Origin of the sequence: Campylobacter peloridis LMG 23910, assembly GCF_000816785.1 — a bacterium.
GTDB classification, from domain to species: Bacteria; Campylobacterota; Campylobacteria; order Campylobacterales; family Campylobacteraceae; genus Campylobacter_D; species Campylobacter_D peloridis.
In genome coordinates this window covers 103,357-124,436 of the sequence record NZ_CP007766.1, presented here as the reverse complement: position 1 = coordinate 124,436, position 21,080 = coordinate 103,357, and the positions used below count along the sequence as shown (strand labels likewise).

Below are 21,080 nucleotides of genomic sequence, written 5' to 3'. Positions count from 1 at the left end.
TAATATTTGTACATTAACTTCCACTCCAAAACAAATCCTAATAAATTATTTTAAATTATTTAATACTAATAAAATGTATTTTTATAAATACATATTTTAAAATTATAATAATTAATATCATATTTTATAAAAATATGATATATAAATATTTTGTAGCTATTAATAAGATTATTTTAATCCTTAAATATAACTAAGTATAAATGATATATTTATAATTTATATACATATAAAATATAAAAACTTATAAATAAAATTAAAAATACTATATTATAAGCATTGCAATAATATTAAATAATAAAATAAAAATTAAACTTAGTAAGTATAAATAAAGTATTTTCCACATATAAAAATTTAAATATATCATTTTCATTTTAGCTTTTTAAATAATAATAAATTTATTATCATTTTTTTAATAAAAAATAAAAGTAATTTTGATTATAGTTTATAAATAATTATTGTTTTTAGTAATTTTTAGCTAATTATGCAATATTTTAAAAATATTTTTATCACCTATTGGAAATTTTGTGTTATTATTTTCGTGTAAAAAATTATTGGTAAAGATATAGGAGAGGGGATATGAAAAAACTGCTTTTATTTGTTTTACTCATACAAACTTTTCTTTTTTCTCAAATTATTATCTCAAAAAAAGGTGATCACATCTTATTAAAAGATGTAAATCAAACGCAATTATCCACAAAGGATCAAAAGCATACTTTAGATCCTAAGATAAAGAAATTACTAGAAAAAAAGACTAATGATGATTCTAATCTCAGTAAAGAAGATATAGAATTTTCCAATAAAATTAAAAGCACTATAGAGACTATAGGCAATGTTTATAATGCAAAAGACAATAAACAAAGAGATGATCTTATAAGAGATTTAGCAGGTAATTACCTAAGCATGCAAGTAAATTCTTTAATCGAAGAATACTTGCATGCATTAAACCACTCTATAAATAGTGAGTTTAATCTAAACTATAATGACAGAGCTGGTTTAAGTGGCGATGCTAAAGTTCTTTTACCTATTATGAGTGAAGATAATCCTAAAATATCATACTTTTTACAAAGTGGTGTTGGAGGGTATGATAATCACAGACTTATAGGGCATTTTGGTGGTGGTATAAGGTATTATCCAAATGCATTGACACTAGAAAATTCTGGCAATATCATGCTAGGATTAAATTCTATTTATGATTATGATTTTAATAGAGAGCATAAAAGAATTTCTTTTGGTGCTGAAGCTATGGTAGATACATTGGCATTTCATGCAAATATTTATCAAAGACTAAGTGATTGGATAGATAGTTTTGATTTTGATAAAAACTATATCCAAGAGCGTCCTGCAAATGGCTGGGATATGGGTTTAAAATATGCATTTCCTACAATGAGCAATATAGCTGTTTTTGCTAATATAAGCAAATGGTATGGAGAAAAAGTAGCTCCATTTAACAATGCAAATTCACTTGATGATTTAGAAAAAAATCCTTTAATATATGAAGGTGGAATTAGCTATGCACCAGTTCCTGCACTAAATTTTTCACTAAGCCATAAAAGAAGTGATAAAAGCGATAAACAAGGCACAAACATTGCAATGAATTTTAACATTCCTTTGGATTATAATGCATTTAAACATGCTTTTGATCCTAAATTTGCAGGTTTAGCTAACACTATTGAAGGTTCTAGGACTAAATTCGTTGATAGGGATTATTCTATGGTGCTTGAGTATAGAGCCTTACCTGGAAAATATCATATTTCATATTGTGGATCTATTTTAGGAACAAATACCCATTGCATAGCAATAAAAAATGGCCTTAATGAAGTAGCTAAACATTTACCTGTGCTAGTTACTCCTAGTCAAAGAAGTGTGATTTTTAAAAATGGAAATAATTATATCACAGATGATAATGGAAAAATTTATGTAAGCATTATACATGCATATGGAGTTCATAAAACAAATTTAAATGTAATAGCAGGTAATTCCAAAGAAAGTTTTCCAGTAACTATAATAGCTCCAAAAAGTGATTTTAGAATTTTTGCTAAACCTACAGCTATACAAAGATTTGAAAAATCTATGATATCTTTTGTAAGTAGTGATTTAGCTAGCGATGCTGATGTAGTGTGGAAACTTATAGGTAAAGGATCTTTAGAAAAAACTCCAAATTCAGATAAAACCGATAAAGATGGAAGCTCAAACATTATCTACAAACCTGATTCAAATATGAAAGATAAAGAAAAAGTTCAAATAATAGCAAAAGTTTTAGGAGTTAGTCTAAAAACTTTTGTTCAAATTATAGTTTATGGGGATAATGATATCATTTTAGATAAAAATACTATAGGCAACAAAGAAATAGCTCATGCAAGTTATAAAAATTTACAACCCAATTCCACCAAGATAAAATGGAGCATACAAGGAGATAATGCTTTATTTGTTAATAAAGAAAAAACCTCTAAAGAACTTAATTTAATAGCAGATGAAAATGGCGAAAGCAATGTAGATATTATAGGGTTTGATGGAAATTCCAAAGTAAAAATCATTGCTAAGAATATGAGTGATACTTTAGTGAAAGAAAAAAGCAAAGATTTAGAAATCAAAAATTATAAAGCCATCATGGAGCTTCCAACAGGAAAAGATCCTGTTACTCATCAAGACTTTGAAAAAGGAATGATTGATTATAAAAGCGACTTTGAAGTAAAATTAAAAGGCTTAATGCCAAAAACAAAAGTCTTGTGGAAAGCTAAAGATACGCAAAGCAATAAAACCTTAAAAATTAGCAGTGACAAAGAAAGCACCGCAGATGATAAAGGTGAAAGCAAAATAATATTTGAAGGAGTAAAAGATTTTAATATTAAAAAATTACAAATAATCGCTACTTATAACCAAAGTGTAGCTAGCACTCAAAAAGTAAGCGGAGAAATCAAACTCCACCAATACACTCCAAGTATTAATTTTAGTAAAGATAAAATTCATGCTTATGAAAGTGATAATAATAAATTATTAAAAGAACCTAGACTTGATCATGTAGAAGTGACTTTAAAAGGGGGCAAACCTAGTGAAAAAATAGAATGGAATTTAAGTGGGGACGCTACTTTAAGTAATCAAACATTAAGTTTTAATGAAAAAGGAGAAGCTAAAGCAACTATTACTGCTAAGGCTCCATTTAAAACTAATCCAAATTTAGAAGTTAAATCTATGGCTAATGATATTAAAAAAGAATTGCCTTATGAGATTAAAGAATACACTCCTAAAGTAGAAGGTTTTTCTCCTAAATTCGAAAAAGAAGAGACACTAGATTATAAAACTGCTTTTAGTGTACAAGTAAGTAATCTCTTACCTCATTCTAAAATAAGCGTTGCTAAAACACAAATCATTAAACCTAAAAAAGAAGAAGTAGAAGCCAATGATAAAGGTGAAGCTACTATAGAATTTGAAGGTATTGATGATTTTAATCAAAAAGAAATAAGTTTAGATTTTGAGTATATTAAAAAAGGAGATGAAAAAGCTAAATTAGCTTATACTATCAAACTCCACCAATACACTCCAAGTATTAATTTTAGTAAAGATAAAATTCATGCTTATGAAAGTGATAATAATAAATTATTAAAAGAACCTAGACTTGATCATGTAGAAGTGACTTTAAAAGGGGGCAAACCTAGTGAAAAAATAGAATGGAATTTAAGTGGGGACGCTACTTTAAGTAATCAAACATTAAGTTTTAATGAAAAAGGAGAAGCTAAAGCAACTATTACTGCTAAGGCTCCATTTAAAACTAATCCAAATTTAGAAGTTAAATCTATGGCTAATGATATTAAAAAAGAATTGCCTTATGAGATTAAAGAATACACTCCTAAAGTAGAAGGTTTTTCTCCTAAATTCGAAAAAGAAGAGACACTAGATTATAAAACTGCTTTTAGTGTACAAGTAAGTAATCTCTTACCTCATTCTAAAATAAGCGTTGCTAAAACACAAATCATTAAACCTAAAAAAGAAGAAGTAGAAGCCAATGATAAAGGTGAAGCTACTATAGAATTTGAAGGTATTGATGATTTTAATCAAAAAGAAATAAGTTTAGATTTTGAGTATATTAAAAAAGGAGATGAAAAAGCTAAATTAGCTTATACTATCAAACTCCACCAATACACTCCAAGTATTAATTTTAGTAAAGATAAAATTCATGCTTATGAAAGTGATAATAATAAATTATTAAAAGAACCTAGACTTGATCATGTAGAAGTGACTTTAAAAGGGGGCAAACCTAGTGAAAAAATAGAATGGAATTTAAGTGGGGACGCTACTTTAAGTAATCAAACATTAAGTTTTAATGAAAAAGGAGAAGCTAAAGCAACTATTACTGCTAAGGCTCCATTTAAAACTAATCCAAATTTAGAAGTTAAATCTATGGCTAATGATATTAAAAAAGAATTGCCTTATGAGATTAAAGAATACACTCCTAAAGTAGAAGGTTTTTCTCCTAAATTCGAAAAAGAAGAGACACTAGATTATAAAACTGCTTTTAGTGTACAAGTAAGTAATCTCTTACCTCATTCTAAAATAAGCGTTGCTAAAACACAAATCATTAAACCTAAAAAAGAAGAAGTAGAAGCCAATGATAAAGGTGAAGCTACTATAGAATTTGAAGGTATTGATGATTTTAATCAAAAAGAAATAAGTTTAGATTTTGAGTATATTAAAAAAGGAGATGAAAAAGCTAAATTAGCTTATACTATCAAACTCCACCAATACACTCCAAGTATTAATTTTAGTAAAGATAAAATTCATGCTTATGAAAGTGATAATAATAAATTATTAAAAGAACCTAGACTTGATCATGTAGAAGTGACTTTAAAAGGGGGCAAACCTAGTGAAAAAATAGAATGGAATTTAAGTGGGGACGCTACTTTAAGTAATCAAACATTAAGTTTTAATGAAAAAGGAGAAGCTAAAGCAACTATTACTGCTAAGGCTCCATTTAAAACTAATCCAAATTTAGAAGTTAAATCTATGGCTAATGATATTAAAAAAGAATTGCCTTATGAGATTAAAGAATACACTCCTAAAGTAGAAGGTTTTTCTCCTAAATTCGAAAAAGAAGAGACACTAGATTATAAAACTGCTTTTAGTGTACAAGTAAGTAATCTCTTACCTCATTCTAAAATAAGCGTTGCTAAAACACAAATCATTAAACCTAAAAAAGAAGAAGTAGAAGCCAATGATAAAGGTGAAGCTACTATAGAATTTGAAGGTATTGATGATTTTAATCAAAAAGAAATAAGTTTAGATTTTGAGTATATTAAAAAAGGAGATGAAAAAGCTAAATTAGCTTATACTATCAAACTCCACCAATACACTCCAAGTATTAATTTTAGTAAAGATAAAATTCATGCTTATGAAAGTGATAATAATAAATTATTAAAAGAACCTAGACTTGATCATGTAGAAGTGACTTTAAAAGGGGGCAAACCTAGTGAAAAAATAGAATGGAATTTAAGTGGGGACGCTACTTTAAGTAATCAAACATTAAGTTTTAATGAAAAAGGAGAAGCTAAAGCAACTATTACTGCTAAGGCTCCATTTAAAACTAATCCAAATTTAGAAGTTAAATCTATGGCTAATGATATTAAAAAAGAATTGCCTTATGAGATTAAAGAATACACTCCTAAAGTAGAAGGTTTTTCTCCTAAATTCGAAAAAGAAGAGACACTAGATTATAAAACTGCTTTTAGTGTACAAGTAAGTAATCTCTTACCTCATTCTAAAATAAGCGTTGCTAAAACACAAATCATTAAACCTAAAAAAGAAGAAGTAGAAGCCAATGATAAAGGTGAAGCTACTATAGAATTTGAAGGTATTGATGATTTTAATCAAAAAGAAATAAGTTTAGATTTTGAGTATATTAAAAAAGGAGATGAAAAAGCTAAATTAGCTTATACTATCAAACTCCACCAATACACTCCAAGTATTAATTTTAGTAAAGATAAAATTCATGCTTATGAAAGTGATAATAATAAATTATTAAAAGAACCTAGACTTGATCATGTAGAAGTGACTTTAAAAGGGGGCAAACCTAGTGAAAAAATAGAATGGAATTTAAGTGGGGACGCTACTTTAAGTAATCAAACATTAAGTTTTAATGAAAAAGGAGAAGCTAAAGCAACTATTACTGCTAAGGCTCCATTTAAAACTAATCCTACAATTAATGTTAACACCCTAGGTCAAAACCTAAGTAAAACTATTACTTATGATGTAAAAACATATACACCTAGTGTAAAATACCCAAGCTTTAAAGATCAAGAAAAAACTATAGATTATATAGATGATTTTAATATTAAAATAAGCGGTTTATTACCAAATTCAACCATTGATAAAATCAGTGGAAGTAAAGGAGTAAAAGCTAAAAAAGAAAGCTTTAATGTTAATAATAAGGGTGAAGCTACTTTAGAATTTGAAGGTATTAGTGATTATAGTGTTAAAGAACTTACTATTAAATTTAGTTATATCAAACAAGGTAGCGTTAAAGAGGAACTTAATTTAGATAAAATCAAACTTTATCGATATACTATTTCCTTTAATGCTAATCCAAGTACTATTATTGCAGAACCTAATAAAAATGCCGAAGTAACTTTAAAAGGTGGTAAAGCTAATGAAAAAATAGAATGGAGTTTAAGCGGGGATGCTACTTTAACTAAAGCTGATAAAGTATTTAATACTAGTGGTGAAGCTAAAGCAACTATTACTTCTAAAACTCCATTTAAAGCTAATCCTATCATTATTGTAAAAGCTATGGGTAAAAATCTCACTAAAACATTAACTTATATAGATGGAACTATATATACTCCAAAAATAGAATACCCAAGCTTTAAAGATCAAGAAAAAACTATAGATTATATAGATGATTTTAATATTAAAATAAGCGGTTTATTACCAAATTCAACCATTGATAAAATCAGTGGAAGTAAAGGAGTAAAAGCTAAAAAAGAAAGCTTTAATGTTAATAATAAGGGTGAAGCTACTTTAGAATTTGAAGGTATTAGTGATTATAGTGTTAAAGAACTTACTATTAAATTTAGTTATATCAAACAAGGTAGCGTTAAAGAGGAACTTAATTTAGATAAAATCAAACTTTATCGATATACTATTTCCTTTAATGCTAATCCAAGTACTATTATTGCAGAACCTAATAAAAATGCCGAAGTAACTTTAAAAGGTGGTAAAGCTAATGAAAAAATAGAATGGAGTTTAAGCGGGGATGCTACTTTAACTAAAGCTGATAAAGTATTTAATACTAGTGGTGAAGCTAAAGCAACTATTACTTCTAAAACTCCATTTAAAGCTAATCCTATCATTATTGTAAAAGCTATGGGTAAAAATCTCACTAAAACATTAACTTATATAGATGGAACTATATATACTCCAAAAATAGAATACCCAAGCTTTAAAGATCAAGAAAAAACTATAGATTATATAGATGATTTTAATATTAAAATAAGCGGTTTATTACCAAATTCAACCATTGATAAAATCAGTGGAAGTAAAGGAGTAAAAGCTAAAAAAGAAAGCTTTAATGTTAATAATAAGGGTGAAGCTACTTTAGAATTTGAAGGTATTAGTGATTATAGTGTTAAAGAACTTACTATTAAATTTAGTTATATCAAACAAGGTAGCGTTAAAGAGGAACTTAATTTAGATAAAATCAAACTTTATCGATATACTATTTCCTTTAATGCTAATCCAAGTACTATTATTGCAGAACCTAATAAAAATGCCGAAGTAACTTTAAAAGGTGGTAAAGCTAATGAAAAAATAGAATGGAGTTTAAGCGGGGATGCTACTTTAACTAAAGCTGATAAAGTATTTAATACTAGTGGTGAAGCTAAAGCAACTATTACTTCTAAAACTCCATTTAAAGCTAATCCTATCATTATTGTAAAAGCTATGGGTAATGATATTAAAAAAGAATTGCCTTATGAGAAGAAAAACCCAATTAGTTTAACTTTTAGTAAATCAAGTCTAAATCCACATATATATGAAACTGTAAATGTGGTTGCAAGAGGTATTCCTGGTGCAAAAATCAAATGGAGTATTACTGGCGATGCAACACTTCCTCCAAAAAAAGATTTAATTCCAAAAAATTTTGATAACACTGGTTTTGCAAGAACTAAATTTAGAACAATTAATTCTAATATTCGTCCAGTAACAGTAAGTGTTGAATATGAAGATGGAAGTGGAAAAGCTAGTAAAATGATTAAATTTAATGGTCCAATTCGTCTAAAAATATCTAGTAATATAATTTTATTTGGTGAAGAAAAAACTATAGAATTGTATGGATTAGTTCCAAACTCTACTGTAGAAGTTCAACCTGATCAGTATCTTGGCTATGTTGATTTTGTAAATAAAGGCACACTTTATTCTGATAATATAGGTTCGGTTTATTTAAAATTTAAACCTATTGAAAAAGTTACTCAACACACCGGTAGGGTTTTTAATCTTAAAGTAAAATATAAAGAATGGGATGGAACTAATCATGAAGCAATTTTAGGAAGTATTGAAGTGAAAAAAATCATTCAAGCAACATATGATACTGAAAAAGATCCTAATTCATGCTACACTAGTGCAACTTTAACAGTAACCGGTGGAATTCCAGGAGAAAAAATTGATTTTGATGGAACTAAACTTAATGTTGGATTAGGTCAAACTGCACCGGTTACGCAAAGATGGGATGAAGAATTTGATAATTCCGGTGAAGCAAAAGTTATAATATCAACCACATGGTGCACAAAACCATTGACAGAAACTCCTACATTTAAGATGAGATTTAATACTTTAGGTGTAGATGAGACAGCAAGTCGAGAAGTTACTTTTGGTGGTGGAGACCATGAAAGAATTTATTAACTGGGAATATTGGAAAAATCTAACACATTTTATTGTTATAGTAGGAAAATAAAATATATGCCTTTGTATAATTTTGCACAATTTCTATCTCTGCTAGCTCAGCTTTCAGAGATAGACTTTAAAGTCCTTATGGAAAATAAAGATTTATTGTTAAAAGCATTATCATCTTTAAATGAATCAAAAACATTTGATGCAAAAGAATGTACACAACTTATTAATATTCTTGAAGAAACTTTTTTAGATAAACTCCAAATAGAAGAAAGTAAAAAGAAAGAAATTTGTAAAAGTATCATCAAAATACTAAAAAATCATTGGAAAATGTTTTTCTGAATTCAAAATGGTGTCAAGGGGGAGACTTGAACTCCCGACCTCCGGCTTATGAGACCAGCGCTCTAACCAGCTGAGCTACCCTGACATCAAAAGAAGTAAAATTATACTTTTTTTTGCTTAACTTTTTATAAAAATTTTATATATTTTTAAGTTTTTTGTGCTAAAAATATATATTATTTTACAAAAAGGATTTTCATGCAAATTACTAGTTATAATAATTCCTTTTATTTTATGCAAAGTCCTTATCAAAACAAACAAAAAGAAGAAAATCAAGAAGATAATTTCTCAAAAGATAATCCCCAATTAAACACTGAAAATAAAAACAACAAAAAAGAAGAAAAAGAAGAAAAAACTCAAAAAGTCAATGGCAAAGACTTAAACGAAGCAGAAGTTAGACAAGTTAGAGAGCTTGAAAAAATAGACAGAGAAGTAAGAGCACATGAAGCTGCTCACCAAGCAGCAGGCGGTGCTTTAGCCGGTGCTGCAAGTTTTGGCTATACAAGAGGCCCTGATAATAGAATGTATGCGGTTGAAGGGGAAGTTCCTATAAGAATGCAAAAAGGTAATACCCCTGAAGAAACTATAGCCAATGCTATGCAAGTAATTGCTGCGGCTATGGCTCCAGCTGATCCTAGTCCTCAAGATTATAAAGTAGCAGCTAATGCTATGCAAATGCAAAATGATGCTCGCATGGAACAAGCTAAAATAAAAGCAGAAGAATTAAAAGCACAAAATGAGAAATTTAAAAACGAAGATGATGAAACAAATTCTTTAAATTCTAAAGCTATAAAATCATATACTCAAAATTCATCACAAGATTACATAGGAAGTCAGTATAACAAAAGTGCTTAGTGGCAGAGAGGAAGGGATTTGAACCCTCGGTGAGTTGCCCCACACACGCGTTCCAGGCGTGCTCCTTCGACCGCTCGGACACCTCTCTAAAAAAAAGCAAATTATAGCTTATTTTTTTAAATTTTCACTAAAAAGGGAAAATATGAGACTTTTTGTATTTTGCATTGTAACTATGTTTTTTTTAAATGCGTGTTCAAATCATGCCAATATAAATTCAACTTATGAAAAAGCTTTTATAAACAAACAATGTGATGAAAACACTTTAGCTTTAAATAATACTCAAAAAGACACTATATACACAGGATTAAATTTGGCCTCTTTAGCAAGAATTTGTAAAGATTATGAAAAAAGCAATGCATTTTTTGATAAAGCCGAAGAAGCATATAAAATTGATGTAGATTTACAAAACAATGCTCAAAAAACCATAAAAAACTTCAGTGAAATTTTGCTTAATGATACAATCAATGATTACCAAGGATACTTTTATGAAAGGATTATGTTAAATACCTACAAGGGTTTAAATTATATGAGTTTAGGTGATTTTAAAAATGCAAGAGTTGAGTTTAATAGAGCCTTATATAGACAAGATAGAATGAAAGAAGAATTTTACTCTTATATACAAAAAGCTCAAGATACATATAAAAAAGAACTTCAAAAAGATAAAAATTTATATACAAGCTTTTATCAAAATTTAAATCCTATTTATAAGCAATATGATAATCTTCTTAGCTCATTTAACGCAAGCAAAAACTTTACAAATATTTATGCTACTTATGTTAGTGCTTTGTTTTTCTTTTTTGATAAAGACTATATTAAAGCTTATGAACTTTTAAAAGAAGTAGCTCTTGCTGATGTAAAAAATACACAATTACAAAAACAATTCCAGCTATTTGAAAATTTTACTCATATAAAAACCAATTTTCCTAAACAAAAATATATTTTTATAATCTATGAAAACGGATTTAGTGCCACCAAAAAAGAATTTAATCTCACCCTACCCTTTATATTTAACGATAACATAGCAAATATTAGCGTAGCTTTTGCTTATTTAAAAGCAAGAAATGCTTCTTATAAATTCTTACAAACTCAAGATGAAAAAACGCAAGATTTAATCTATTTTGATGATATCATTGCTAGTGAGTTTAAAACTCTTTTACCTTCTATGGTAATGAAAACTCTAGCTTCAAGTGCACTTAAAACTTCTATAAATTTAGCCATAGCTAATAATGATTCTAGCGGAATTTTGTCTTTTATAAGCACTATTAGCACTACATTAATCAACAAAGCAGATCTTAGAATGTGGCAAGCTTTACCAAAAAGTGCTAGTATTTTAATGGTAAAAAATGAAGGTTTAACTCAAATTTATGATGATAAACATAAAATAATCTTTGAAGATGAGCTAGAAAAAGATAAAAATTATATTTTACTTATAAGATCTTTTGTGCCAAATTCAAATATTATTTATAAAATCAAAGAACAATAAGGAGAAAAAATGAAAAAAGGGTTAGTTTTTGCAACACTTGTGATTTTGTTTTTTAGTGCATGCTCTTCACAGCCAAAATATACCGATGGCAAAGCTTCTCAAAAAATTCAAGGTGATGCACTTACTTTAGGACTTGATAGGGAAGATTTTGAAAAAACTGCTGAAGATATGATACAAAGTTTACTTAGCGATCCTGCTTTTGCAAATTTAAACAATTCTAATAGAAAAGTCATTGCCATAGGGCGTATAGTAAATGATACTCCACAAAGAATCGACACAGACAAACTTACTTCAAAAATCACCATTGCGCTAAGAAAATCTGGTAAATTTATACTCACAACTGCCGTAGCAGCAGGTGGAGCAAAAGATAGTTTATCTCATGATGTAAGAAATTTAAGAGACAATGAAGAGTTTAACCAAAATTCCATAGCCAAAAAAGGCACGCTTTTAGCTCCAAATTTCTCACTTTCTGGTAAAATCAGACAAGATACCGTTAAGCTTTATAATGGCAAAATCCAAACAGAGTATTTTTTTCATTTAATTCTCACTGACTTAACAAGTGGTTTGGCTTTTTGGGAAGATGAAAAAACCATCAATAAAACAGGTAAAAGCAAGAGTGTAACATGGTAAAAAAATTACTAATACTTTTTTTCACTCTTATTTGTTTTTGTCAAGCACAAAATACTTCAAGCAAAGAAAGTTATGGTGAGGGTTTTGGAGATACAAGAGATGAAGCTATTAAAAATGCTATTAATGAAGCCTTAGGAAAAATGGAAGGACTCAAACAAGTTAAACTTAAAAAATTTGAATTTAAATTTGATGGAAATTTTAACATAGGCTACAATGAAGAAATAGACTTAGCTACAAATGGAACTTTCAATGGCTATGAGATCACAGAATTAACCCAAGTATCTCCAAATTCTTTTCATGCAAAAGTAATAATTTATAAAAAAATATATACCGAAAAAAATCTTGAAAAAGATTTTTCTTTGTTTATATTAAATACTCAAGAAAACGAGCTTTCTAAGAAATTAGAACAAGAATTACTAGGAATTTTAGTTCAAAATAAAAAGATTAAAATTTTAGATCGAAAAAACGCTAAAGATTATGAAGAAGAAAAAGAAATTCTATTAAAAGATGGTAAAGATGATGAATTAACAAAACTTTATAATGTATTGGGTGCTGATTTTATACTAATTATAAGTCCTAAATTAGAACAAATACAAAATGATATTAGCGTTAAAACTTATAAAATGATTATAAATTACCGCTTGGTAGAATTTGCCACAAGAGCTATAAAAAATTCAAATACATTAGAATACACACTAACCTCAACAAGCCAAACTAGTGAGCAAAAGGCATTAAAATCTATAGCTAAAAAAATAGCAGATGATTTATTTAAACATCAAAAAGAAGAAGAGGAAGAAAAGGAAGATTTGGGTTTAAAAGAAAATTACAAACTTAACGAAAAAGGTGGAGTTGATTTAGGTTTTTAAATTTATCATAATTTAGCCTTATAAAACTCACACCTTTTGCAAAGTTCAGCTTTTAAAATTCCTTGCTTAAAGCCTTCTTTTAGCTCTATATATAAAGGGGATTTCAAAAGCTCACTAAAATCTTTTTCAAAACAATTTCCAAGTTTTATATCTCCTTTAGTATCCAAACAACAAGGCACTAAACTTCCATCACTTAAAATAGCAATTTGCTTGCTTAATGCATAGCAATTTCCATTTTCTCTTAAAATTTTATCTTCTAAAGAGGGCCACTTAAAAAGTTTAGCTTGATGCAAGATTACATGTCTTGCTAAGCGATTTTTTACTTTTTGTTTTTGAATTTTTGTTGTGAAATTATGCTCTAAAAATTCATAAATTTTCTCATTTTCTAAAGGTGGTGTGAAATTTTTATCTAAATTCCAAAGTCTTAAATTTATAAAAGAAGAAAGTTGGTTTTTTACATGATAAAAAATCAAATTTAATATAGGCTCAAAATATCTTTCTAATTTAATTTTACTTTGTGATAAAAAAGCTCCTAAAGAAATATTAATCTGATGTATATTTTTAGCATTTAAAATCAAAGCTATTTTTTCATCATCAAAATAAAAACCACTAGTGGTAAGTTCTATTTGCATATTGTATTTTAATGCTAAATTTAAATATTCGTTTAAATTGTCTATTTTTAATGGATCCCCAAGCACATGAAAGGTATAAATTTTTGCACGCTTTTGCACGCTTTTGCAAATTTTTTCAAAGTCTTTTATATTCATTAGCTTTCTTTGTGCTTTTTTACTAGGACAAAAATCACATTTTAAACCACAAACATCACTTAATTCTATATAAATTTTTTCAAATTGCATACTCACTCTTTTTAAAAAGCTCTAAAGTTTTTAATGTAAGCTTTGAAAGTGCTAAATTTTCTAGTTCTTCAAAAGAAAATGCCAAACAATCTTTGCATTTAAAATGTTTAGTTTTTAAAAAATATACTTTAACTTTGATTTGGTATTTAGTATAAGAATGCTTGAATTCACCTAAATATTTAGCGTTTTTTTCGTTTTGAAATTCTAAAAAATTATACATATTAAAATATAATTTTTCTTTACTTTTATAAAGTAAAAATTGATCATTCTTTTGGATGATTAAAAGTTGTAATTTTTTTTCTATATATTTTATTTTTTTACTAATGGTGTATTTTTCATAATCATTTTTTGCCTTGCATGATAAATTCAAAGGACAAATATCACATTTTGCATTTTTAGGCAAGCACACTAAAGCTCCTATATCTAGCAAAGCTTGATTATGCTCAAAAGAATTATTTATATTTAAAAAATCCTTAGCCTTTTGCGATAACTCTCTTAAAGAAGGATTTTCCAAAGCATAAAATCTACTTAAAACTCTTTTAATATTTGCATCAACAAAAGATTGATTCTGTAAAAAGCCAAAACAAGCTATAGCGCCAGCTGTGTATTCTCCTATACCTGGAAGCTTTTGAAGCTCTTTAATATCATTTGGTAATTTAGCATTAAATTTTTGCTTACATATAAGAGCACATTGATATAAATTCCTAGCTCTAGTATAATACCCAAGTCCTTGCCAAGCTTTTAAAACCTCATCTTCATTTGAATTTGCAAGATCTAATATAGAAGGGAATTTAGCTAAAAATTGAAAATAATAATTTTGCAATACACTCTTAACTTGAGTTTGCTGAAGCATAATTTCACTAATATAAACAGCATAAGCAGGATCTATTTTTGATAATTTTTCTAAATCTTCTTTATATGCATGAATTTTAAATTTTTCATGTAAAATACGCCAAGGCAGGCTTTTTCTTCCATTTTTATCATACCATTTTAAAATACTTTGATGAATTTTTTTCATTGACTCTTTCTATAATTTTTCAAAAATTATACAATCAATTCTTCAAAGCTTTGTGATAAAATTAAAAAAATAATTTCAAAAAAAGGATAAATCATGAAAAGTTTCTTAAAAGGTTTAGGATTAGGATTTTTGTGTTTGGTATTATTTGTTGTTGGAGTTATTTTTAATACAGAATTTTTAGGTTTAAAAAATAATTCTCACGAAAATATGGAATTTTCAAGAGATATAGAAGTATCTAATGAGCTTATGCCTGACACTTATAATAGCAACTTAAATTTTAGTGCAAGTAATGAACTTAGCCAAAAATCTAGCATTAACGCAGAAGATAAAAAAACAATTACAGCAAGTTTTGAACAAATTTCTAAACGCATTGCAAAAGAAGGTTTTTGCAAAGGTGGAAGCTACACTTTAGAACCTAGCTATAACTACCATCAAGGACAAAAACTTATTAGTGGTTATAGATTGTATTCTGATTTTTATTGCCAATTTCCAAAAGATAAAATACAAAATTATAATCAACTTGTTAAAGACATAGAAGAAATTAGTGCATTAAATCCTTTAATTTTATTTAATACAAAAACCTTACAAGCTGGTTTTAACGATGCTTCTTTAGAAGAAAACAAAGAAAATCTTTATGATTTAGTTTTAAAAAAAGCCGCGCAAAAAGCTGAGTATTATTCTAAAAATTTAGCAAAAACTTGTATTATAAAAAGTATAAATTTTGATCAATGTTCTATAGATAGCTTTAGAACTAATTTAGCAACTAGTGCAGATAGTGCTGTTTTACCGATTTTACAGAATGAAAAACAAAGTTTAAAAGCAAAAGTAGTTTTTATATGTAAATAAAAATTTTATTTTGGCTTTATTTTGGCTTTTTATAATTTCTCATCACTAATCAAAGGAGAGAAAATGAAAAAAATTACAAGTTTATTACTAGCTAGTTCTTTAATAGCTACTTTGGCTATAGGTGCTGATTTTTCAAAAAAAAGCAATGATGAAATCATAAATCTTGCAAAAAGCGTTAAAGCACAAGATCAAGCAGATTTAGTTATAGAGATGAAAAAAAGAATGAATGAAATGAAATTTAAAGATGCAAAAGAATTTCAATATAAATTCAAAACTAATCTTTATGAAAACATTTCAAAACTTTCACCGCAAGAAAGAAGTCAAAGAAGAGCTATTGTTCAAAAAGATATGCAAGATTTAACTGATAAAATGAGTGGAAAAGAAATAAGAGAATTAAATTTACATGGCAACCACCAAGGAAAAAGAAATTTTCACGCTCATCAAAATATGCATCATGAAAATTGCCCTATGAGATAAAATGTCGGTAAAAATTTTACTCTTAGAAGATGATTTGAGTTTAAACGAAATTATTAGCGATGCCTTAAACGATGAAGGTTTTAAAGTCTCTTGTGTATATGATGCACAAGAGGCACTAGAAAAAGCTTATGAAGAAAATTTTGATCTTTGGATTTTTGATGTTAAAGTTCCAAAAGGCAATGGCTTTGAACTCTTAAAAGAGCTAAGAGAAAGTGCCAAAACCACTCCTGCTATATTTTTAACTTCTTTGTCTATGCTTGATGATGTAAAAGAAGGATTTTTAGTAGGATGTGATGATTATATCAAAAAGCCTTTTGATATAGATGAGTTAATTATCCGAGTAAAAAATATACTTAAAAGACAATTTAATCACCAAAAACAAGATATTATCACTCTAAATTCATCAAAAAATATTTATTTTGATCTCATAGATAAAACCTTATATCAAAATCAAGAAATTATCAATATCACCAACAAAGAAAAAGATCTTTTAGCTTTACTTTTAAAAAATAGACCTCATTTTGTAAGTCTTGAAAAAATTTTTGAAGAAATTTGGCAATATAATGAAGAACCTGTGATAATGAGTCTTAGGGTTTATATAAAAAATTTAAGAAAAATACTAGGAAAAGAGCTCATAATCAACCAAAGAAACATAGGTTATGCGCTTAGGCTTGAAAATGAAAAATGATATTTTTAGCAATACTATTTTTAAAATTTTAGCTTTGTATATCATTACTAGTGGTATTTTTTTAACTATATTTTTTACTACTTTTTATCAAAAAGAGTCAAACTATATAAGATTAAACCAAATTACCCATATGTATACACATTATAATTATATTTTACAAAATCTAATAGAAGCAAGACATGAGAAAATAACACTTGATGAGAATGATTTTTTATATTTATCAAAAAAAATAAATACATCTTTTGCTATTATTTTTGATAAAAAATTAATCTTTAGTAATTTAAGCTACGATGCTTTTGGTATTTTAAGCTCACTTAGAAAAAATGATTTTATTTACACTTATAATGGAAAAATATTTATAGATTTTTTTCGCGTTAAAAATCTTGATACTTTGGTTGATAAAAATGACATTAAAAGACCTAGACATTATTTTAAATTTTTAAAACATCGTAATATCCATATTATCATAGAAGCTGATGATCTTGGTTTTAAAAAAGAGCAATACCACAAAGATAATTACAATAATTTAGATATTAATGATTTTTCAAATGAACTTTGGAATTTAAAACTAAAAACTATTTTTTATACTTTATGTTCTATTTTTTTACTTGCAGTTGTTGCTTATGTGCTTATACTTATTGTTTTTAAAAATATCAAAGAACAATTTAAAGCCTTAAATGACTTCATAAAAGATACTACACATGAAATCAATACACCTTTAAGTGTCATTTTAGCAAGTATAAAAAAATTTGATGATAGTAATTTAAACCCAAATAATGCCAAAAAACTTAATCACATCAAATTAGCAAGTAAAAATTTAAACCATATCTATCAAAATCTCATAGCCTTAAATTTTTTCTTACAAAAAGAAAATATAAAAGAAAATGTTGATTTAAAAGAGCTAATTGAGCAAAGACTGGAATATTTTGAAACTTTAATTTCACAAAAAAATCTTATTATCAAAAAAAATCTTTTAAAACAGCATCTTCATATCAATAAAGAAGAAATGCAAATTTTATTTGATAATCTTTTAAGCAATGCTATCAAATACTCCAACTCCCATAAAACAATCTATATAACACTAACAAAAAATTCACTTAGCATAAAAGATGAAGGCCATGGTATGAGCCAAAAAGAAATAACCCAAATTTTTACACGCTACAAACGCTTTAATCAAGATCAAGGTGGTTTTGGCATAGGTTTAAATTTAGTCAAGCAAATTACAGATAAAAACAATATCAACATAAAAGTAATAAGCAAAGAAAATGAAGGAAGTGAATTTATACTTTCTTGGTAAGGAAAAAATTATGGATATTATTTTAGAAAAAATTAAAATGAATGATGATTGGAAAGAATTTTTAAAAGATGAGTTTTTTAAACCCTATTTTTTAGAAATTAAAACTCATTACATTAATGCCCTAAATGAAGGAAAAACCATATATCCGCCAGCAAATTTAATATTTAATGCTTTTAATCTTACCCCACTTAAAGAATTAAAAATCATTCTTTTAGGACAAGATCCTTATCATAATCCAAAGCAAGCTATGGGGCTTAGCTTTAGTGTGCCAATGGGGGTTAAAATTCCTCCTTCTTTACTTAATATCTACAAAGAATTACAAAATGATCTTAATATCCCTATAACAAAACATGGAGATCTTAGTAAATGGGCAAGACAAGGAGTTTTACTTTTAAATTCTATTTTAAGTGTAGAGGCAAACAAACCAGCTTCACATGCTCATTTTGGATGGCAAAAATTTACCGATGCGCTTATATCAAAACTTAGCAATGAAAAAGAAAATTTAGTTTTTTTACTTTGGGGTAATTATGCTAAAAATAAAAAAGTTTTAATCAATACTCAAAAACACTTTATCCTAGAAGCAGCACATCCTTCACCTTTAGCGCGCAATGCTTTTTTAGGCTGTAAGCATTTTTCCAAAAGCAATGAAATTTTATTAAAACTTGGCAAAAGTCCTATTGATTGGAATTTAAACTTATAATTTACCTTAAAGATATATACTTTACAAAAATTTAGTAAGGAATAAAAAATGAATTGTCCAGTTTGTGCAAATACTGATTTATTAATGAGTGAAAGAAATGGAGTTGAGATTGATTATTGCCCAAAATGCCGTGGTGTTTGGCTTGATCGTGGTGAGCTTGATAAAATTATAGAAAGAAGTTCTTCTCAAAATACTCAACAACAATCCTCTCATCATCAAAACTACAACCAACAACAAAACTATCATAATAATGGCTATAAATATAAGAAAAAAGAAAGTTGGCTTGGAGAATTATTTGACTTTTAAGCCCAAAAAGGCTTAAAAGTTTTTATAATTTTACTTTGATTAAAGCATTTTCTGCCATTTTTGGCACCCATAAATACTCACCATCAAAGAATATATCCGCAGGACCTTTAATATCTTTTAAATTTAATTTTGCTTCTTTATTGTCTTTTAGATTATAAATATAACCTTGTAAATTTTTACCCCAACTTGATATTAAAAGATTTTTATTTTTATCATATACTATACCATCAAATTGTTCGACTTTATCGCTTAATTCTTTAATTTCTTTAGTATTTACATCAATACTTATTATCTTACCGCCTGTTTTATCACTTGGATCATAGCCAGCTACAAATAAAGTATTTTTATCAACTAGCAAGCCATTTGGGCCACCATATTTTGGATCTAAATGAATGAAATTTTCATATTTTTTATCTTTTAAAAAAATTTTATGTATAAAGCCCGTTCCAGTATCACTTACTAATAAAATATCATCGTTTAAAACAGCAATATCATTTAAAAACACAGCATTTTCTATAGGTAATTTAAACACTTCTTTTTTATTTTTTACATTAAAACCATAAATTACATCAATATCTGCAATATAAAGTATATCTCCTATTTTTGACATGCCTTTTGGTGCGTTAAGATTTTTTATAAAATCATTTTCGATTATTTTACCATCCTTGTTTAATCTTGCAATAAAACCATCATTGTCTTTATTTAAAGGAGCAAGTTCTTTTCCCAAATTAGAAACATAAACATTATCTTCATCCACATAAACACTTTCTGGATAAGACAAACCTTTTATTTCTTGAATTTCTAAAGCATTTGCACTACAAAATGCTAAAATTGATAAAGCTAAAATACTTTTTTTCATAATGTTACCTTTCTTAATTTTTATTAACCAATTTTAATAAAAATTAAAAGAAAAATCTATCATTTTTAATTTAAAAAATATAAGTTTTTTGATTTTTGTTCTTGTTTTGGTGTGATACCATATCTTTTTTTATATCTTGCTATAAACCATGCAGGAGAATTAAATCCTAATTCAAAACAAATTTGTGTGATATTTTTTGTTGAAAACTCTAATAAAAATTTCGCCTTTTCAAAACGCTTATTATCCAGCCATTCTTTAGCACTTATGCCAAAACTTTGCTTAAAATTTCTACTAAAACTTGCTATATCCATTTTACTAAATTTAGCCATAGAGGCTACATTTTCAAAATCATTTTCACAATATGCAAAAATACTATATAAATCCAAACTAAAACCATTTAAAATTTCTTTTAAAAATAATAAAAAATCTTTATTATTTTCACTATATAACAAAGATAAAAATAATTCTTCAAATTTTAACTTTAACAATGCTTCATTACTTTTATTTTGATTTTCTATGTGAGGCAAAAGAGCGTTAAAAATACTCTTAGTTATAATATCACAATCTAAACTAAGTATTTTTTTAGAAAATTCTACTGAGTTTATATTTTGTATTAAATCTTTATATTTATAAATTAAATCTATTAAAATACTTTCTTTAAAACATAAAATAATAGACTCATAAACATTTTCAGTGCTTAAATAATCTCTAATTGAAAAGGTATTTTTTGTGAAAAAAATTATCCCGTTTTTTTCTACATTTAAACGCTGATTACTAGAATAAATTTTTTTACTACCACTTACTATAAAAACCAAAGCATAATCTTTAAAAAGAACCTCTTGATCTTCTTTGCTATGAGTAGTTTTTTTATAAGAACATAAAGAAAATAAAGCTGTTTTTAAAACTTTATTACTTACTTTTTCTAAATCATTTGGGAAGATTAACATAAAAAACCTTTTTATAAGTTTTTTGATTTTATTTATTA

Annotated in this window: 16 protein-coding genes and 2 tRNA genes; 12 read left to right on the top strand and 6 right to left on the bottom strand. The window is 27.0% G+C overall.

All coding sequences use genetic code 11. From position 1 onward, the window contains the following. Positions 1–576: 576 nt before the first annotated feature. A complete protein-coding gene (locus tag CPEL_RS00700; RefSeq protein ID WP_044598170.1) occupies positions 577–8,886 on the top strand; it encodes an inverse autotransporter beta domain-containing protein in 8,310 nt (2,769 codons plus the stop codon). 57 nt (positions 8,887–8,943) lie between these two features. Continuing rightward, positions 8,944–9,216, top strand: a complete 273-nt coding sequence (locus CPEL_RS00695) for a hypothetical protein (protein ID WP_044598169.1) — start codon at positions 8,944–8,946, stop codon at positions 9,214–9,216. A gap of 8 nt (positions 9,217–9,224) precedes the next feature. On the opposite strand, the gene CPEL_RS00690 is transcribed toward CPEL_RS00695, so the two are convergent. Next, positions 9,225–9,301 (bottom strand) — tRNA-Met (locus CPEL_RS00690). A 110-nt stretch (positions 9,302–9,411) separates the two neighbouring features. Between CPEL_RS00690 and CPEL_RS00685 the strand changes: the two genes are divergently transcribed. Then, positions 9,412–10,068, top strand: coding sequence for a putative metalloprotease CJM1_0395 family protein (locus CPEL_RS00685; RefSeq protein ID WP_044598168.1), 657 nt, complete (start codon positions 9,412–9,414; stop codon positions 10,066–10,068). Here the strand turns inward: CPEL_RS00685 and CPEL_RS00680 are convergent. Beyond that, positions 10,069–10,156, bottom strand: a tRNA-Ser gene (locus CPEL_RS00680). A gap of 54 nt (positions 10,157–10,210) precedes the next feature. Here CPEL_RS00680 and CPEL_RS00675 point away from each other — a divergent pair. Genes CPEL_RS00675 through CPEL_RS00665 form a run of 3 tightly spaced genes read left to right on the top strand, consistent with a single transcriptional unit; the run spans position 10,211 to position 13,047 of the window. Continuing rightward, positions 10,211–11,551, top strand: a complete 1,341-nt coding sequence (locus CPEL_RS00675; RefSeq protein ID WP_044598167.1) for a COG3014 family protein — start codon at positions 10,211–10,213, stop codon at positions 11,549–11,551. Between the two features lie 9 nt (positions 11,552–11,560). Then, entirely contained in the window at positions 11,561–12,181 is a 621-nt protein-coding gene (gene lpoB / locus CPEL_RS00670; protein ID WP_044598166.1) for a penicillin-binding protein activator LpoB, read from the top strand. Beyond that, entirely contained in the window at positions 12,175–13,047 is an 873-nt protein-coding gene (locus CPEL_RS00665) for a hypothetical protein (protein ID WP_044598165.1), read from the top strand. The genes lpoB and CPEL_RS00665 overlap by 7 nt, the downstream gene beginning before the upstream one ends. A 5-nt stretch (positions 13,048–13,052) precedes the next feature. On the opposite strand, the gene CPEL_RS00660 is transcribed toward CPEL_RS00665, so the two are convergent. Further along, positions 13,053–13,904: a radical SAM/SPASM domain-containing protein gene (locus CPEL_RS00660; RefSeq protein ID WP_044598164.1), complete on the bottom strand. Its 852-nt coding sequence runs from the start codon at positions 13,902–13,904 to the stop codon at positions 13,053–13,055. Beyond that, positions 13,894–14,922: an A/G-specific adenine glycosylase gene (gene mutY / locus CPEL_RS00655; RefSeq protein ID WP_044598163.1), complete on the bottom strand. Its 1,029-nt coding sequence runs from the start codon at positions 14,920–14,922 to the stop codon at positions 13,894–13,896. Before mutY ends, CPEL_RS00660 begins: the two co-directional genes overlap by 11 nt. Before the next feature lie 93 nt (positions 14,923–15,015). Here mutY and CPEL_RS00650 point away from each other — a divergent pair, with 93 nt between their 5' ends. The 6 genes from CPEL_RS00650 to CPEL_RS00625 all read left to right on the top strand — a co-directional run bounded on the left by CPEL_RS00650 (position 15,016) and on the right by CPEL_RS00625 (position 19,236). Further along, on the top strand, positions 15,016–15,768 hold the full coding sequence (locus tag CPEL_RS00650; protein ID WP_044598162.1) for an SIMPL domain-containing protein: 753 nt from the start codon (positions 15,016–15,018) through the stop codon (positions 15,766–15,768). A gap of 63 nt (positions 15,769–15,831) precedes the next feature. Then, positions 15,832–16,245 (top strand): DUF1104 domain-containing protein, encoded by a 414-nt coding sequence (locus CPEL_RS00645; RefSeq protein WP_044598161.1) that lies wholly within the window; start codon positions 15,832–15,834, stop codon positions 16,243–16,245. Position 16,246: 1 nt separating this feature from the next. Beyond that, positions 16,247–16,933, top strand: coding sequence for a response regulator transcription factor (locus CPEL_RS00640; protein WP_044598160.1), 687 nt, complete (start codon positions 16,247–16,249; stop codon positions 16,931–16,933). Then, complete coding sequence (locus CPEL_RS08665) at positions 16,923–18,230, top strand: sensor histidine kinase (protein WP_049984549.1); 1,308 nt, start codon at positions 16,923–16,925, stop codon at positions 18,228–18,230. The genes CPEL_RS00640 and CPEL_RS08665 overlap by 11 nt, the downstream gene beginning before the upstream one ends. A gap of 10 nt (positions 18,231–18,240) precedes the next feature. After that, positions 18,241–18,930: a uracil-DNA glycosylase gene (gene ung, locus CPEL_RS00630; protein ID WP_147575858.1), complete on the top strand. Its 690-nt coding sequence runs from the start codon at positions 18,241–18,243 to the stop codon at positions 18,928–18,930. A gap of 48 nt (positions 18,931–18,978) precedes the next feature. Next, complete coding sequence (locus CPEL_RS00625) at positions 18,979–19,236, top strand: TFIIB-type zinc ribbon-containing protein (RefSeq protein ID WP_044598158.1); 258 nt, start codon at positions 18,979–18,981, stop codon at positions 19,234–19,236. A gap of 22 nt (positions 19,237–19,258) precedes the next feature. On the opposite strand, the gene CPEL_RS00620 is transcribed toward CPEL_RS00625, so the two are convergent. Further along, positions 19,259–20,095, bottom strand: a complete 837-nt coding sequence (locus CPEL_RS00620) for an NHL repeat-containing protein (RefSeq protein WP_044598157.1) — start codon at positions 20,093–20,095, stop codon at positions 19,259–19,261. A gap of 65 nt (positions 20,096–20,160) precedes the next feature. Beyond that, the gene (locus tag CPEL_RS00615) at positions 20,161–21,042 is read right to left on the bottom strand and encodes a helix-turn-helix domain-containing protein (protein ID WP_049984548.1); all 882 of its coding nucleotides are present in this window, start codon (positions 21,040–21,042) and stop codon (positions 20,161–20,163) included. Positions 21,043–21,080 lie beyond the last annotated feature (38 nt).

Excerpts from the sequence above, each read along its gene's own strand:
- CPEL_RS00700 (WP_044598170.1), top strand. The coding sequence starts at position 577 with ATGAAAAAACTGCTTTTATTTGTTTTACTCATACAAACTTTTCTTTTT.
- CPEL_RS00675 (WP_044598167.1), top strand. The coding sequence starts at position 10,211 with ATGAGACTTTTTGTATTTTGCATTGTAACTATGTTTTTTTTAAATGCG.
- CPEL_RS00645 (WP_044598161.1), top strand. The coding sequence starts at position 15,832 with ATGAAAAAAATTACAAGTTTATTACTAGCTAGTTCTTTAATAGCTACT.
- CPEL_RS00625 (WP_044598158.1), top strand. The coding sequence starts at position 18,979 with ATGAATTGTCCAGTTTGTGCAAATACTGATTTATTAATGAGTGAAAGA.
- CPEL_RS00665 (WP_044598165.1), top strand. The coding sequence starts at position 12,175 with ATGGTAAAAAAATTACTAATACTTTTTTTCACTCTTATTTGTTTTTGT.
- ung (WP_147575858.1), top strand. The coding sequence starts at position 18,241 with ATGGATATTATTTTAGAAAAAATTAAAATGAATGATGATTGGAAAGAA.
- CPEL_RS00695 (WP_044598169.1), top strand. The coding sequence starts at position 8,944 with ATGCCTTTGTATAATTTTGCACAATTTCTATCTCTGCTAGCTCAGCTT.
- mutY (WP_044598163.1), bottom strand. The coding sequence starts at position 14,922 with ATGAAAAAAATTCATCAAAGTATTTTAAAATGGTATGATAAAAATGGA.
- CPEL_RS00660 (WP_044598164.1), bottom strand. The coding sequence starts at position 13,904 with ATGCAATTTGAAAAAATTTATATAGAATTAAGTGATGTTTGTGGTTTA.
- CPEL_RS00615 (WP_049984548.1), bottom strand. The coding sequence starts at position 21,042 with ATGTTAATCTTCCCAAATGATTTAGAAAAAGTAAGTAATAAAGTTTTA.
- CPEL_RS00620 (WP_044598157.1), bottom strand. The coding sequence starts at position 20,095 with ATGAAAAAAAGTATTTTAGCTTTATCAATTTTAGCATTTTGTAGTGCA.
- CPEL_RS00685 (WP_044598168.1), top strand. The coding sequence starts at position 9,412 with ATGCAAATTACTAGTTATAATAATTCCTTTTATTTTATGCAAAGTCCT.
- CPEL_RS08665 (WP_049984549.1), top strand. The coding sequence starts at position 16,923 with ATGAAAAATGATATTTTTAGCAATACTATTTTTAAAATTTTAGCTTTG.
- CPEL_RS00650 (WP_044598162.1), top strand. The coding sequence starts at position 15,016 with ATGAAAAGTTTCTTAAAAGGTTTAGGATTAGGATTTTTGTGTTTGGTA.
- CPEL_RS00640 (WP_044598160.1), top strand. The coding sequence starts at position 16,247 with ATGTCGGTAAAAATTTTACTCTTAGAAGATGATTTGAGTTTAAACGAA.
- lpoB (WP_044598166.1), top strand. The coding sequence starts at position 11,561 with ATGAAAAAAGGGTTAGTTTTTGCAACACTTGTGATTTTGTTTTTTAGT.